The following is a 15,529-nucleotide window of genomic DNA, read 5'->3' on the forward strand; positions in this document are numbered from 1 at the left end:
GCTCCTCCCCCTTATACCTTTTCCTGTATCTGCTTGCCCAGGATTCCTGTTGGTTTTACAAGCAGCACGATTACCAGGATTCCGAACACGATGGCATCGGAAAGCTGTGATGAAATGTAGGTCTTGGACAGGATCTCAACGATTCCAAGAACGAGACCGCCTATCATGGCACCTGGGATTGAGCCGATTCCTCCAAGAACCGCTGCAACGAAAGCCTTGATACCAGGCATTGCTCCGGTGTATGGAGAAAGTGAAGGATAAGCTGAGCAAAGAAGTGCACCGGCAACAGCTGCAAGAGCTGAACCAATGGCGAATGTCAGGGCAATTGTCCTGTTTACATTGATGCCCATGAGAGCTGCAGCTCCCTTGTCCTCAGAAGCAGCCAGCATAGCCTGGCCCTGCTTGGTCTTGTTGATGAAAAGCTGAAGAGCAATGAGGATCACTACGCTAATGGCGATGGTCACGATTGTTACGCCCTGGATCTTGAGCTCTCCGCCTGCAAAGCTAAGGCCTTCCCAGTTAACTACGGATGTGAATGACTTGATATCTGCGCCGTAGATAAGAAGCGCTATATTTTCCAGAAGGTAGCTGACACCGATGGCAGTGATAAGAACCGCCAGAGGAGATGCAGCCCCTCTAAGAGGCCTGTAGGCCACGAATTCAGTTGTTACGCCAAGGACGGTGCACAGGACGATAGCCACGATAATGCCCACCACAGAATTGCCCGACAGCGCTGCGCTGACAGAAAAGATAATGTAGCAGCCCACCATGATGAAGTCGCCATGAGCGAAATTCAGCATCTTGGCAATACCATAAACCATGGTATATCCAAGGGCGATTATGGCATATATGCTCCCCAGACTTAGTCCATTAATGAGATAGGTTAAAAAACTCATCCCGCACCTCCAAGTTAATATTATCTAATATATGATAAACGAATTGTTCCGTTGCATGCAAGCATGTATGAATATTCCGCCTACAACAGAGAATGCGAGGGATACCTTTGACAGCATCCCTCGCTGTATGAAAATGTTTAGTCGTTGTTAAATTGTTGAGTCAGCCGTTAGCTCTTTTGCCCGTAAGCAGAAATTACTCAGCTGAAACGTATGTGCCGCCCTTGATTACAACAGCCTTAGGCTCCTTGTTAGGCTCACCTGAAGCCTCCCAAGTCATCTTCTGTGATGTAAGACCCTTAGCTTCGATTTCAAGCATAGCAGCCTTAACTGCGTCGCAGATCTCTGATGTTGACTTGTCAGGTGTTACGCCAGCCTTCTCGATAGCTGCCTTGATGATGTAAACTGCATCGTAAGCGTCAGCTGCGAACTGGTTAGGAGTCTCACCGAACTTGTCGTTGTACTGCTTAACGAAGTTAACTGTAAGGTCATCTGTTGCATCAGCTGCGAAAGGAGTAAGAAGCATAAGTCCCTCAGCAAGTGATGTGTCGAAGTTCTCAACTGTAAGGATTCCGTCCATACCGTCTACACCGAAGAATGTAGGAGCGTAACCCATTGTGTTAGCCTGTGTAAGGATAAGAGCTGCATCTGAGTAGTAGATAGGAAGGAATACGAGGTCAGCGCCTGCATCCTTAGCCTTCTGAAGCTGTACAGAGAAGTCTGTGTTGTTGTCCTGTGTGTAAGCCTCAGCTGAAACTATCTCGTAGTTCTTGCCCTCAGACTCCTGAGCGAACTTCTGGTAGATACCTGAAGAATAAACGTCTGAGTTGTCATAGATGATACCAACCTTAGTTGCAAGGTTGTGATCACTGATGTACTGAGCAGAAGCGATACCCTGGTTAGGATCTGAGAAGCATACGCGGAATACGTTGTCGTACTTAACGCAATCCTCAGCTGATCCTGAAGGAGTAAGCTGGAACATGTTGTCGTTCTTGGTGTTCTCTGAAACTGCGATTGAGCAAGCAGATGTTGTTGAACCAACAAGGATCTGCATACCCCAGTCCTTAAGAGTGTTGTAAGCGTTAACTGACTTCTCAGCGTTGAGCTCGTCGTCTTCTGACTTGTACTCGATCTGATATCCGTTAATGCCGCCTGCTGCGTTGATCTCGTCAACAGCGATCTGAGCACCATTTACTACAGCGTTACCATAAGCTGCTGCTGCACCTGTGAGAGGTCCAATGGCACCAATCTTGAATGTGTCACTTCCGCCCTTTGCAGCGCCTGCGCCACATCCTGCAAGAAGTGAAAGAGCCATTGCTGAAGCAAGAACAGCACTGAATACTTTTTTAGCCTTCTTCATAATTAATGTCCTCCTCGATTTGTATATTTGTATACAATTATATATATTTCAAGTTTAATTAATTATAGTAAAAAGTCAATACTTTAAAGCAAAAAAGTGTTTGAAGATAAAAAAAAGCGTCTGCTTAACGCAGACGCTTTGCTTCCTGTATCTTGTCGTTTACATCGCACAAAAACTGGTGATTGTGCGGATCCGATATGAATTCCAGAAAATCTGAAGCCTCTCTGTTAGAGAGCTTCTGGCTGTCAGTTAAGTACGTAAATATCTCGTCTCTGCTCTTACCTTCACGCCTGAATCTGTCCACGATGTCGAACAGAACCATAAACCTGCGCATACGCACTCTCGTGTTAATCTGATGAAGTTCTATGATGATGGAAAGTACGATGAAAACCGCAAAAGAAGAGAAAACAAGAAATCCCACGCCATAGATTGTAAGCCCTAGTCGTAGATTCAGGACTCCAGCAGTGGTACCCGATATTGCAAAAACAAACATGGAAGTAATAAGAATTACTAACCTTGCCTTATTTCTGGCTTTTTCAGTCAACTCCATGAAGCGAACAGCTAAGCCAAACACAACGTAGAAAACCAGAGAAAAGGCAATCCCCGCATAAGCTAATGTAAGCATGAAGTTTATCCCCCTATAGAATAATTTTACGCTTCATGAAACATTATTGCAATCATGTAATAAACGTTAATTCATGTTCGTTTTCGCGTATATTAGGGGATTGTGAGGGACGCGGTGCGTGAAACGTGCAAAGTTGGTGGATACTGGGGTTAGGGGCATAAAAACACCCCAAGATGGTAAGTCCATCCTGGGGTGAGATAGCTCTTTTGCCCAAAATATCTTATTAGCCTACGCCATGCTCTCTGTTATAGCCCGCACAGACCATGTTTGTGTTGTTAATAAGGATGTTCCATCCGATGAATGGTCCAACGCCGCAAAGAAGTGCACCAAACAGGAACCAGAGAAGCACTGTTGTGCCATTCTCAGTAACTGTGTAGCCATATCTCTGGCAGTTTCTTGCAAGTCTGTCGCCAAGCTTGTAAACCCAGATGTATGAATAGATACCGCAAGTTACCAGGGACAGAAGGATGTACAGAAGAAGCCCTGGTGTCTCATCGCCATCGCCAGCGCAGGCTGTGTTTACATCCTTGATCATGTAGTACAGGAAAATGTACATGTAAATTCCGCAGGTTACAAGTGACAGAAGAATGAAGATCAGAAGGCTTCTGTCAGTTCTAAGTGGCATGAATGCCTGTGGGCCAGCGTTGTAGCTGCCTGCGTTGTATCCGTTGTTTACTCCATTGTATCCGCCGTTTGTTCCTGTAAAGCCAGGTGCTGGAGCTGGATCAACTGGTGTATTCTCGTCATAAACAAAGCCCTTAACTTCACCGCTATTATTCACAGGTGTTCCGCAGTTAGGGCAGAACTTTGCGCCGTCTTCTACCTGTGTTCCACAATTCTCACAAAACATTTATCTTTTCTCCTCCTCAATATATGGCAGGGAATAGAGATCTCTTTTCACCCAAAAAAGCTAAGCCCCAGCCGTATAGTTCTGTAGATCGCTCCGTGAGCCGGCTCGCACACTACTACTGTATCTGCCGGGTTCCAAAGCCTCAACAGGTATATTATAGAGAAGAGGACTATGGTTGTAAACAACAAAAAATGGGTTAGTTTCTTTGAAAGTCTTGCGCGGAAAGGGAAGATGGTTGCTGCGATCAAGGGGATTATCCATAACGGATGATATTTAAATGCACTGGCGAAGTCGAGGCGAAGCAGGGACACATACGCCCTGGTCATGCCACAGCCCATGCAGGAAATCCCCGTCAGATATTTGATGGGGCAACCAATGCCTGATATGTAAAATAGACAATAGACAAGCACTACCGCTAGGATCGCCGGCAGTGCTTCTTTTAGTTTCTTCATATTATTTGGTTTCCCTGTTAACGTACTTGTTGTGGAACTTGGAATACATGATCTTCTGGCTGCTGTAGAGGCTGTAGTAGCCAGAGAAGGTGTAGCTTAAGGCAATTGCCAGAAGGTAATATGGCATTCCCTTGAATCCAAAGAGCTCAAAGCATATGAACAGCGAAGAGATCGGACAGTTGGTGACGCCGCAGAACAGCGCTCCCATTCCGATAGCTGCGCAAAGAGCCGGATCAAAGCCAAGAAGCTGTGAATACAGGCATCCGAAGGTCGCTCCGATGTACAGCGCTGGCACGATCTCACCGCCTTTATAGCCTGCTCCCAGTGTCAGAGCTGTGAAGATTATCTTTAATAGGAAGGCCCAGGCTGGAGCCTCGCCCTTAAGCGCCATCTCGATGACGTTCATACCTGCACCATTGTAGTATCTTGTTCCTGATATGAAGGTCAATGCTGTTACGATACAGCCGCCTACGAATACGCGAATATATGGATTTGCGAAAACTTTTTTGTATGTCTTGCCTGCAAGTTTAAGGGTTGTACAGAACAGCACGCTGACAAAGGCGCAAAGAAGCGCCAGAAGGCCAGTATAGATGCCGTTTTGAACCGTCAGCTCAGGAACGATGTTAACTGCAAACTGCTCTCCTGTTGCGCCAAGGAATTCCGCAACTCCCTGAGCTACAAGAGCTGAGATTACGCATGGAACCAGGGCTGAATAGTACATTACACCTACGTTCTCGATCTCCATCGCCATGAATGACGCTGTCATAGGCGTTCCAAACAGCGCTGAGAAAGCGGCACTCATACCGCACATGGTCATGATCTTGACGTTTCCTTCTTTTAACCTGCAGAGTTTGCCCAGGTTATAGCCAATGCTGCCGCCCATCTGGAGCGCAGCACTCTCACGTCCTGTAGATCCACCAAACAGGTGGGTTATCGTCGTTGAAATAAAGATAAGCGGCGCCTTCGTTACCGGAAGGTGCTCTCCCTCCTGAATAGACTTGATGACAAGGTTTGTGCCCTTGTCCTCGTAGTCCTTGCAGAGCCTGTAGAGGAATACGATGAACAGACCTGCTACTGGCAGGCCTAAGATGATCAGGTCATGGCTGGTCCTAAACTCCGTCGCAAAGCCAATAGCCTTGGAGAACAAGGCTCCGATCGCGCCAACTATAGCGCCCGTCAGCCCTCCAAGGACTACCCATCTAAACAGCACCCTGATCCTGCCAATGAGGTCAAGGTCTGGAATATGTTCAATTAGTGTGCCGATTCGGCTGTTTTTTTCTTCCATAGGTCAATAGTACCACTTGGGGAGGGGAATTTCAAAAAGGGTTAAGGAGATTTGGTGACTGGCGCTGGTTGGGCAGAATTTTGATCGTTATGCGCTTGGCTATGATGGCTGGCGCGGAACGCGCCAAAACAATTCTATCTTTTTGTTATGCTCTTGTTCAGATGCAATTTGGGCCAAAAGTCTCTCTGCTCGCTGCAATTTGGGCCAAAAGCCGCCATTTTCAAAAAGGGGTGTACCTGACTTTTAAAAACTTATCGCTATATCGCACTCTTTTGGGCCAAACCCCTATCTTTTGAAAAAGAGGGGCAATTCAGATAGCCTTTTTCCTTGGATTTCCTATGAAAAACCTTGATTCTGATTGCCCCTCTTTTCCCCAAACCCACTTTTTGGCCCAATTTTACATGGCAACATCAGTAATGATTAACAAAATAATGTTCAATCACATCTACAGCTTTTATTGAAGTCAATGGGCAGTCTTTAGTCTCGTAAGTACAGATTAGATTCATGGTTTCTATGTAGCCATTCCGGGTATAGATCTGCATCTTCCTTAGATACTTTTCAACATAGTCAGGATCATCCATCTTGCCATAGTGCTCCCATATCCGAATGTCCTTCGTCTTTGGATCAAGAATGGTAAAGTCCGGACTAAGCAGTTGTCCACCAAACATCCTCACCCATTCATATCTATATGGAATTCCTCTCCTGTATAACTCATCAGCTATCATAGCTTCTGACTTAGATCGAACTAGATGTCCTTTCATTGTCGGAAATACAAGATGCTCAGGGTGATCCGTGCTCTGGTCATATGGTTCTTTTTCCCATCCTTCACACGAGTTATCCGGAATCACCTGTGGTTCAAGGAGCGCCCTGAATCCTGGCGCAGTTCGGAAAAGCTCATCTGCAGTTTGTTTAGGATAATACTCAAGATATTCATCTATCGCTTTGATCTCACGTTCAATCCCATAAATCACGCGCTTTTTATAGGATTTCATAGCCAGCTCTTTGGCCAGACCCTGATTTGACTTTTTTATATACTTCCACTTCGTGCCAGATGGCGTTTCTATCAGTTGATAGTATTTGAAATAATCGCCATTTTTCTTAGCCCTTAATCCGCCTTCAGGATAATGAGCCTTCTCAAACTCATATTCCTCTCTAGCCAGCCTCTCTACAAGCTTTGCCCTTTCTGCAAGCATAAGTGCAGTAATATCCATGTTTCATACCTCTTCATTCAAAAATAAGAATCTTCTTTAGGAAGTGTTCCTGGCGAATCGCCATAAATGAATCCCATAAGAATACGCTAGAACTGTGCAGACACAGTAACCTAAGAACGTGCAGTAATTGCACAAAGACAACTATACCAGTCAAATCTTAAGATTTACCATCGAAAATCATTAATTTTTCTTAAGAAATACAAAATCCTCGCCATACTCCCCACTAGAGAAAAAGCACAACTATATACCATCCCTGTAACAAAATATCTGAAATTTTGTTCACTTCTGTGCTATCATATTGAAGAGGGGTATATTTATCCTTCGGACTTGCAACTTCAATTTTTGCCAGAGAAAGGAGCACCTGATTATGTCAACTAACCAGCTGCAATATTCTCCGTTCAAACCAAATTTGAAGACAGCCGAAGTATTTGCGTGGGGTGATCCGGAGTACAATTTATTCGACCAGCTTAATGAAAAGTATGAGAAGACACATCCTGAGTTCCAGGATCTGTCAAACTACGAAAAGATGGTCATCAAGCAGCAGATCCATCATGAGGCAATTGGCTTAACGCCGCTTAATCTCATTATGGAGTTTGTGGAAGATCCACAGTTTGATGAGTTCAGAGCCATCGAGAACATCTAACCAGCAAAACAGAATCCAACTAAAACAAATCGCCGCAAAAGGCCTAAACAAGCCCTTTGCGGCGACTTTATGTTTATTTAATACTTATTTCCCACTCTCATAATTGAATCCGCCAGCCTGTAGCTGTAATATTTCCATACAAGCTAAATTATAAAGGTAGTTTGCGGTTTTTTAGATGACGGCGCACATGGGGTCCAAATTGTTGCCCCAGACGCGCGTCATCGAGAGGGAGTCAAATGGCTATATCAATCGGTGGTATCGGAAGTGCATACGGAATGAGCTTCATTCAGCCAATGAACTATCCAGTTAAGAACGAAGGCTCTGTATCAGATGCTTTCATGGAGACTGGAATGTCAAATGCCATTATGAATGTGCCTCCTGTGGTTTATCCAAACGCACAGGAAATTCCAAAGGCAGATGATGAAAGCGATCCACTTGCACTTTCAATAAATACAGTTCAGAAAAGTCAGGAAGCAAATCGTATGTACAATGATGTAGCTTCCAAATTCCAGGGGATGACAACAGGGTACGCACAGAACTCAGAAGCCCTGAGCTATGGAATGAGTGGCAGTGCTATCGACCTATACGCGTAAGGTAGGTGACATATATATAATGCAAAAGAGCGGGTGCCAGATGGCAGTCGTTTTTTTGCGCCCAAAAATAGTGGCTCCCAGCTAGTTTCTTCAGCTACCCAGGAGCCACCAAACAACCTTTCACCCCTCCATTATCCTCTTCCGCTGTTCCATCACCCGCTGGTACAGCGCCTTGTAATCAACGTCAGCCTTGACCCGAAGGAATTCCGTCATATCAGAAATAGTGTTATATAGTGGCCCCAGCGCCAGGTTACCGATCACTCCCTTAAGGGCATGGACCATTTCAAAGGCCTCATCAAAGCGCCCGGCGTCCAATAGTTCTCCCAGCGCTTCAAAGCGCTGGTCAGAAAGACCAAGCTCTATCATTTCCAGATAGAAGTCTTCCATGCCCATGCACCGCTCAAGGCCCTCATCTACATTTGCACCAAACTCCCTAAGAGAATCGATCGTCATCTCTCATCCTCCAATACGTCGCCTTACCTGCCGCTTCTCTCTATCAGATGCCCAAATTCACTGGAACTGACTGGCTTCGAGAAGTAGTATCCCTGAATCACGTCGCAGCCTGCCTTCTTAAGCAAAAGGTACTGCTCCGAATTCTCCACACCCTCCGCGATTAGCGGAACATCCAGGAATCTTGCCACATTTACAATAAACTCCACCATGCTGATCTCTTTGTTGTTCTCAGCGATGCCCTTAATGAAGCCCATATCAAGCTTCAGCGCATCGATAGGCAGTGACGTCAGCATGTTAAGGGAAGAATATCCTCTTCCAAAATCGTCCATCTCTACTTTAAATCCTGCGTCCCGCAGGCTGTTTACCACATCAACAATGGTAGTCACAGCGTCTGTATAGGCAGTCTCCGTGATCTCAAGGTGCATGTCCTTTGACTCCAGACCATTGTCTGCCAAAATCTTCTGCAAGAACTCCAATAGATCCGGGTCAAATATATCAACTCTGGAAACATTGACAGACACTGGCATTGTCACGCCATACATGTCACGCCACCTGCGCACATGCTTGGCAGCCTCCCGCCAGACAAACCTGTCCAGTTCCTTGATCTGTCCGTTTTCCTCAAACAAAGGAATGAAGAAGTCCGGCTTTATGTACCCAAGCTCAGGATGCTTCCATCTGACCAGCACCTCTGCGCTGTACAGCTCTGGTTCACCACTGCGAATATCGTACTTTGGCTGGAACACCACATTAAACTGGTTTTCCAAAAGAGCTTTCTCAATGTCGCCAAGAAGTTTGGCCTCATAAAGCTCTTTTTCATGCATGTTGTTGTCGTAGATTGCTACCATATCAAGGCTGGTGGTCTTTGATACGCTGTTGCAGGCCTGAAGTGCCCTGTCAAAGCGCTGTTGAAGATGAGCCGAGTGATACAGATCAGGGTACACGCCGACTCTAAAATGAATATCATGATTCTCAGAAATATCGATAAGTCTGTCCGCCAAAGTCTTCCTTAGGAAGTCATAGTTCTCCTGATGCTCAATGTACAGATAGAAGCAGTCCGCATTACTCCTGCAGGCAACGCCGCCGCATCCCCTGGCCACAGACCTGATACCATCTGCAATTGAGCACAGCACTCTGTTTCCAAAGCTTCTGCCGTACAGCTCATTTATCAGATGGAACTTGCTTATGTTTACCACCACCGCGTCAACTTCCTGCTCCGGGTGGAATTTGTCGTACTCTCTTGCGTACTGGAAGAAATACTCCCTGGTCAAAAGCCCAGTAAGAGCGTCCTTTCCGGTGGCTTCGATGATGTTTCTGTCGATGGACAGCTCAATTGCGCGCCTTACCCTGGCCTTTAACACCTCCGGCCTGTCATAAGGCTTGTTTAAAAAATCTATCGCTCCCCTGCGCAAACTCTCAACCTCGGCGCTTTCATCCGCCGTCAGCACAATAACTGGAATGTAGCGCAGATCCTCACTTCCCTTGATCTCCTCAAGGACCATGTACCCGTTGCCCCCTGGCATATGCAGGTCAAGCAAAACCAGCGACAGAAAATCCTTCTGGTTCTTGATAACATAGAGAGCCTCTTCTCCGGTCTCCGCGTAGGCAATGTCGTATTCCTCTTTAAGAATATTGCCCAGAATCCTTAGGTTTACAGGCTCATCATCCACTACAAGAATTGTACGTCTGAAATCCTGCTCATGCTTCGCTTCAATGTCCAATGTGTTCCGGTTATTATTTGCCATATCCACATCCTCACTGATATCGCGCCGCCCCATTGCGGCGAAAAAAACGGATAGTCACCCTTGTACTACTATTATAAAGAATAATCAACAAAAAGACCATCTTTTACCAAAATTTCGAATTCGTACCCCTAGCCAAAAAAGCATCGCAGCCACAGCACCTCGTCCATAAAAAGGCAACAAAAAAGCTGCGACCAGGTTTCCCCAGCCGCAGCCGATTTCTCTTTTCCCAAATATTATACGTTAGAGTTGTGCTCAAGAAGGTAATCGTTGAGCGCTTCTGTGATCTCGTCGCCGTCGATGCCGTGTACTGCACAAGCCTCAGCCAGTGACTCCATCTGTGATGCAGGGCATGAAATGCATCCCATTCCGCACTCCATAAGGAACTGCGCTGCGATAGGATGTTCCCTGATGATATCTCCAACCAGCATGCTGGAATCAATTACGTCGCCAGCTGCCTTATTCTCTTCGTTTCCCATGTTACTTGCCTCTCTTTCTGTATCACTACCAAAGAATAAATCCTTTAATGAACCCATTTTGTTACTCCTATAACGCCATTTCTGTAGCGCCAAAAAATCTTTCACCACACCAAAAATAGATTGTGCGAAACCATTTTACATCACTGACACTTCACCCGCAAGTACCTTTTTGTAGTCCTCGTAATTTTTCTTGAGAAGCTCAGGAGTACTGAGCTCGTAAGGGCACTTGGTGGTGCAGGCTCTGCAGTTTATGCAGGTGTCGATCTTGGCCATCTCGGCCTGCCATTCCTCAGACAGCCAGCCCTTGGATGGCGCGCGCCTGATCATAAGTGACATTCTCGCGCAGTTGTTTATCTTAATGCCCATTGGGCAAGGCATACAATATCCACAGCCCCTGCAGAAGTCTCCTGCAAGCTCTGCCTTTTCTTTTTGGACAAAAAAGCTGATCTCGCCGGTCATGCTTGGCGTAACGTCAAAATATGAAAGCCACTCATCAAGCTCTTTTTCCTTCTGGATTCCCCAGATAGGCATGACGTTGTCGAACTGGTTCATGAAGGCCATTGCAGCATCGGAGCGGTTGATGAGGCCGCCAGCCAGGCCCTTCATGGCGATGTAACCCATGTTGTGGTCTTTACACATCTGGACAAGTTCGATCTCTTTTTCAGAAGAAAGGTAGCTAAGAGGGAACTGAAGGGTCTCGTAGAGGTCAGATTCTATGCACTCTTTGGCCACCATGAGCTTGTGGGCTGTGACTCCGATGTGAAGGATCTTGCCCTGCTCCTTGGCCTTTAGCATGCACTCGTACATGCCAGTTCCGTCCCCAGGCCTGTAGCACTGGCTTACCATGTGGAACTGGTAGAGGTCGATGTGGTCGGTCTGGAGGTTATTAAGTGAAGTCTCAAGGTCAGACCAGAAGGCCTCTGGCGTAGTTGCAGCTGTCTTGGTTGCGATAAAGAGCTTGTCTCGAAGGCCAGCTTCTCCGAAAGCCTTGCCAAGCTTAACCTCGCTGTCTGTGTACGCTCTTGCGGTGTCAAAATAGGTCATTCCGCCCTCGAAAGCTTTGCGCAGGATCTTAACAGCCTCTTCCTCAGATACTCTCTGGATTGGAAGGGCGCCAAAACCGTTCTGTGGCGCAGTTATGCCAGTTTTGCCAAGTGTGATCTGCCTCATATTAAATCTCCTTAATTGGTGGTGCTGCCAAGCGCACTTGCCATGCGCAGTTTACGCGTAAACGATCCAAATGAACAAATATCCAACACACACAGCTGTCAGTGTAAATGGAATGCCGATCTTCATGAAGTCGCCAAAGGATACTTCATAGCCCTCTTTTCTAAGCATTCCTACGCCTGCGATGTTAGCTGAAGCACCGATTGGTGTAAGGTTTCCGCCAAGGGTTGCTCCGATCAGAAGTCCAAAGTACAGAAGAAGTGGGCTTACTGACATTACGCTTGAAAGTGATGCAAGAACCGGAAGCATTGTCGCAACGTATGGGATGTTGTCGATAAATGCTGAAATTGCAACGGATCCAAATACGATGATGGTGTAAAGCAGGAATACGTTGCCCTTTCCGCTTGTAGCGATGAGATTTGCGAACTCATCGATGATTCCAACATTGGTGATACCTGCGATTACGCAGAACAGTCCGGCAAGGAGCAGCATTGTATCGTAGTCGATGGCCTTGAGTGAATGCCACATGCTGTCTGTGCCCTTGGATAAAAAGATCTCCCAGACGATATTGATAATTCCGCAAACCATACAGATCACGCCGTTTGTGATGTCTGGCTTGTTTGGAATGAATGAAGCGAATACGAGAAGAACTACGTGTCCAAGCATCATGATGGTTGGAACATAGTCAGTTACTGTTGTGTGCTCTTCGTTGCTTACAGGCTCTTTGTCCTTGCGGAACATCCACATCATGATAGGAACTGTGGCAAGAGCACCGAGCTCAACTGCAAAGAAGATACCTGGATGACCGTCCATCCAGAAGAAGTCGTTGAAATCCATCTTGGCTGCTGCAGCCAGCATGATAGATGTTGTGTCGCCGACCAGTGTTGCTGCGCCCTGAAGGTTAGATGAAACCGCGATACAGATGATCATCTGAACCGGTGAGATCTTAAGCTTCTTGCAGATAGCCAAGCCAACTGGGGCAACCATGAGAACTGTTGCAACGTTGTCGATGAAAGCTGAGATGATTCCTGAAAACAGCGACATGAAAATGGTAACCCATAATACATTAGGCGCTGCATCAAGGAGCTTCTCTGCAATAAGATTTGGCATCTTGGATTCGATGAAGTAATCAACGATAACCATAGTACCAAAGATCATCATTAGTACGTTCCAGTCGATGGCTCCAAATACCTGCTTAAGTGGCAGGATTCCTGTTATCACAAAAATAACAGCTGTTGTTAATGCCACAATCGCGCGCCTCTTGGGAAGGGCGATCATGAGAACGTACATGAGTACAAACAAAATAATAGCTAGTGTCTTCAATTCTTTTTTCCTCCGATTTGATAGGGCAAGCAGTGAAATTCTTCATATTAAAGAAAAAAGACTTATGCCATAGCCCCTTGCTACGACAAAAGTCTTGCTGTCAGTAAAGTAAAAAACCTTATGCCGGGCTCGGATGCACATGCATCGTCCTGACGGGCCCGACAGCCGGCACAAGTGCCAACCAGCTACTCCCTCTTATCAAGATAATATTAAAGAAAAAAGTGGTGGCTGTCAAACAAATATTGGATGTTGCTGATATAGTTTTTTTGCAGGTTTTTCCTAATTACGGGAAGAATCTGATCTGCAGATTGTCGCACTCATTTGCTGCGTTTTTGCACATCTTCTGAAGCTTCGTCAGATAGTTTTCCATATCAACTGTTATCTTTGTAACATTGTAAAAGATAAGGTTCCAGCCCTCACCTTGTTCCGTAAGTACGTCATATAGCGCATCCAGATTACTGCCATAATAGTCCGGAAGAGGCAGTTCTTTTGTCAAAAGAGCTTGTAGCTCCTCTTTACTTGATATTCCAGTTAAGTCGATGTAAAACACCTGTCCCATAGTCTGATCCTCATGGCTCATACAGTAGTTCAAAGCTCTCGTAGTGGTCCTTTGTATAGTAGATATAACCGTCATCGGAATAAATGATGCGCTTAGCGCCGCGGCTCTTCTTGCCCAGCGTGTCTATGTCGCACTCGTGATACTCTTTATCTTCCGGAAGAATTCCTTCATAGTTGCCAAAATAATCGCCGCCGATACACATTCCCGGCGCAAAGCTCTCCAATGAGCCTCCGCTCCATCCGAGCTTCTTGGCCGCCTTCTTGGTCATAAAGTTCTGTGGAAGCTTCCCATAAGTGTGGATGTACAGCGCCACGTCTTCTTTGGTGGTGTAGATGCCATCCTCGTCAAGAAGTGCTTCCTCGCTAGCCACCGCAGAAGCGTTGTTCGCAGTTTCGCTGCCCGTTTGGGTGTCAGTCGCCTGCGTGTCTGCGTCGCTACTGCTTGCAAACTGCGCAAGGTCGATCGTCGCTGCAGTTCCTGCTTCGGACGCTTCCGTTGCTGGAATCGATGCAATAATTTCAGCTGAACTCGCCTCTGTCGCTCCGCCATCGGGCTTAGCTGCCGGCTTCTTGTCGCATCCAACTGAAGATAGCACAAGCGCCATTACAAGCAGAGTCGCCAGCGACCATCTCTTAAATTGTCCAAATATACTGCTTCTCTTCATTTGCCACTCTCAAAAAATACTAGCTTTACAAAGCACTACTCGCACATGGCGATTATGCCCTTCACTTCCCAGCACAAACCTTCACAACTTCATCTGCTCTTGCAGAAAGCTCTTCGGCAAGCTTCTCATCGATATCCTTAACCCAGGGATTCTTGCCTGAAAGGTCCACCAGCTCTCCGCCAAAAGCCGCGGCGCCGGTCGCACCAGCCTCGCCCTCTATCAGCCTGGTTCCGAATTCTCCATAAAATGTCTCGGGCTCGTCCTTTGTTATGCCGCCCCAGCCAGAGAACCGCTGTGGAGCAATGCTCTTGTCGCAGGCGCAGTTAAGGAACACGGTCCTTGCTTCCTCGCGCCAAGGGCGTCCAAGGAATACACTTCCTTCTTCGCAGCCCTTTGCTCCAGTGATCACACAGTTCCTGAACACGAAACCCAGATCTTCTGCTCGTCCGCAGGTCGCTGTAACATAGCCATTTACAAGGCGCTCAGTCACATCGATCTGGTCCTTGTCCAGCTTACCGCCCGCAACTGCTCCGCCAGAAGCCCCCGCCAGGTCTGCAAATCCGCCGTGCTGCCTGTCATTACATGTGATCTTGCAATCATCAAACACCGCATCAGCACCGCCAAAGATAAAGTCCACATCTCCAGTGATAATGCAGTTCTTATAATACTGTTTTGTAAGGCGCCTCTCGGTCATGACCCTTGGCCCCATAAAGCCGTTCTTCTGTCTCTCAGCTCGTGGAAGAGGTGCACAGAAAAGAGTGTCCTGACAGCCGTTCATCTCAACGTTCTCAAAGAGGCATACGTCTGCATCAGCGTAAACAGCCACTGCCTGACCCACTACTCGGCCGTCTCCAGCGCTGTTGCGGATGGTCATGTCCCTGACCTCAACTCTCTTACCACCAAAGAAAGCAGTGTAGCTCCTGAAAGTGCCGCGCTTGCTGCCATCTGGCATAACTTCGTTGGCGTAGTCATCAAAATCGATGACGGTTTTATCGATTCCCGCACCAACAAATGTGATGTCCTTCTTCTCGCAGAAGATCTTCTCGCGGTAAACACCTTCGCCTATCACGATCTTAGCGCTTTCCTCGTAAGGCACAGCCTCAATGGCCTCCTGAACTGAAGAAAAATCACCACCGCTCTTCGCAACTCTTATCTCAAGCATATTAGAACCGCCTTTCATGCGCCTTAGCGCATATCCTACGCGCCCTTCGGGCGCTCAACACTTCCCTATCT

The 15,529-nt window shown here is 46.8% G+C and carries 17 protein-coding genes; 2 read left to right on the forward strand and 15 right to left on the reverse strand.

The features are described 5' to 3' along the window. Window positions 1–11 precede the first annotated feature (11 nt). The 7 genes from D6855_RS12825 to D6855_RS12860 all read right to left on the reverse strand — a co-directional run bounded on the left by D6855_RS12825 (window position 12) and on the right by D6855_RS12860 (window position 6,676). Window positions 12–896, reverse strand: a complete 885-nt coding sequence (locus tag D6855_RS12825; RefSeq protein WP_120741721.1) for a branched-chain amino acid ABC transporter permease — start codon at window positions 894–896, stop codon at window positions 12–14. 193 nt (window positions 897–1,089) lie between these two features. Then, on the reverse strand, window positions 1,090–2,253 hold the full coding sequence (locus D6855_RS12830; RefSeq protein WP_120741723.1) for an ABC transporter substrate-binding protein: 1,164 nt from the start codon (window positions 2,251–2,253) through the stop codon (window positions 1,090–1,092). Between the two features lie 124 nt (window positions 2,254–2,377). Continuing rightward, window positions 2,378–2,878, reverse strand: a complete 501-nt coding sequence (locus tag D6855_RS12835; protein ID WP_120741725.1) for a hypothetical protein — start codon at window positions 2,876–2,878, stop codon at window positions 2,378–2,380. 223 nt (window positions 2,879–3,101) lie between these two features. Beyond that, window positions 3,102–3,728, reverse strand: a complete 627-nt coding sequence (locus D6855_RS12840; protein ID WP_120741727.1) for a DUF4234 domain-containing protein — start codon at window positions 3,726–3,728, stop codon at window positions 3,102–3,104. 47 nt (window positions 3,729–3,775) lie between these two features. Further along, window positions 3,776–4,180, reverse strand: a complete 405-nt coding sequence (locus D6855_RS12845) for a DUF2752 domain-containing protein (RefSeq protein ID WP_120741729.1) — start codon at window positions 4,178–4,180, stop codon at window positions 3,776–3,778. 1 nt (window position 4,181) lies between these two features. After that, window positions 4,182–5,465 carry a chloride channel protein gene (locus D6855_RS12850; protein ID WP_120741731.1) on the reverse strand — a complete coding sequence of 428 codons (1,284 nt, stop codon included), beginning with the start codon at window positions 5,463–5,465 and terminating at the stop codon, window positions 4,182–4,184. 410 nt (window positions 5,466–5,875) lie between these two features. Beyond that, complete coding sequence (locus D6855_RS12860) at window positions 5,876–6,676, reverse strand: hypothetical protein (RefSeq protein ID WP_120741735.1); 801 nt, start codon at window positions 6,674–6,676, stop codon at window positions 5,876–5,878. Window positions 6,677–7,043: 367 nt separating this feature from the next. On the opposite strand from D6855_RS12860, the gene D6855_RS12865 reads away from it, so the two are divergent. After that, window positions 7,044–7,319 carry a hypothetical protein gene (locus D6855_RS12865; RefSeq protein ID WP_120741738.1) on the forward strand — a complete coding sequence of 92 codons (276 nt, stop codon included), beginning with the start codon at window positions 7,044–7,046 and terminating at the stop codon, window positions 7,317–7,319. A gap of 236 nt (window positions 7,320–7,555) precedes the next feature. Further along, window positions 7,556–7,912: a hypothetical protein gene (locus tag D6855_RS12870; RefSeq protein ID WP_120741740.1), complete on the forward strand. Its 357-nt coding sequence runs from the start codon at window positions 7,556–7,558 to the stop codon at window positions 7,910–7,912. Window positions 7,913–8,032: 120 nt separating this feature from the next. Here the strand turns inward: D6855_RS12870 and D6855_RS12875 are convergent, their stop codons facing one another. The 8 genes from D6855_RS12875 to D6855_RS12910 all read right to left on the reverse strand — a co-directional run bounded on the left by D6855_RS12875 (window position 8,033) and on the right by D6855_RS12910 (window position 15,458). Further along, complete coding sequence (locus D6855_RS12875; protein ID WP_120741741.1) at window positions 8,033–8,365, reverse strand: Hpt domain-containing protein; 333 nt, start codon at window positions 8,363–8,365, stop codon at window positions 8,033–8,035. Window positions 8,366–8,388: 23 nt separating this feature from the next. Further along, window positions 8,389–10,107, reverse strand: a complete 1,719-nt coding sequence (locus D6855_RS12880) for a putative bifunctional diguanylate cyclase/phosphodiesterase (protein ID WP_158589529.1) — start codon at window positions 10,105–10,107, stop codon at window positions 8,389–8,391. 233 nt (window positions 10,108–10,340) lie between these two features. Beyond that, a complete protein-coding gene (locus D6855_RS12885) occupies window positions 10,341–10,640 on the reverse strand; it encodes a DUF1858 domain-containing protein (RefSeq protein ID WP_199712449.1) in 300 nt (99 codons plus the stop codon). 78 nt (window positions 10,641–10,718) lie between these two features. Further along, entirely contained in the window at window positions 10,719–11,753 is a 1,035-nt protein-coding gene (locus tag D6855_RS12890; protein WP_120741744.1) for an aldo/keto reductase, read from the reverse strand. Window positions 11,754–11,804: 51 nt separating this feature from the next. Further along, on the reverse strand, window positions 11,805–13,073 hold the full coding sequence (locus D6855_RS12895) for an SLC13 family permease (protein ID WP_120741746.1): 1,269 nt from the start codon (window positions 13,071–13,073) through the stop codon (window positions 11,805–11,807). Window positions 13,074–13,356: 283 nt separating this feature from the next. Further along, window positions 13,357–13,632 carry a barstar family protein gene (locus D6855_RS12900; RefSeq protein WP_158589530.1) on the reverse strand — a complete coding sequence of 92 codons (276 nt, stop codon included), beginning with the start codon at window positions 13,630–13,632 and terminating at the stop codon, window positions 13,357–13,359. Window positions 13,633–13,642: 10 nt separating this feature from the next. Then, complete coding sequence (locus tag D6855_RS12905) at window positions 13,643–14,296, reverse strand: ribonuclease domain-containing protein (protein WP_243111923.1); 654 nt, start codon at window positions 14,294–14,296, stop codon at window positions 13,643–13,645. Window positions 14,297–14,357: 61 nt separating this feature from the next. Continuing rightward, window positions 14,358–15,458, reverse strand: a complete 1,101-nt coding sequence (locus tag D6855_RS12910; protein ID WP_158589531.1) for a pectinesterase family protein — start codon at window positions 15,456–15,458, stop codon at window positions 14,358–14,360. Window positions 15,459–15,529: the final 71 nt, after the last annotated feature.

Source organism: Butyrivibrio sp. CB08 (assembly GCF_003625485.1).
Classification (GTDB): domain Bacteria; phylum Bacillota; class Clostridia; order Lachnospirales; family Lachnospiraceae; genus Butyrivibrio.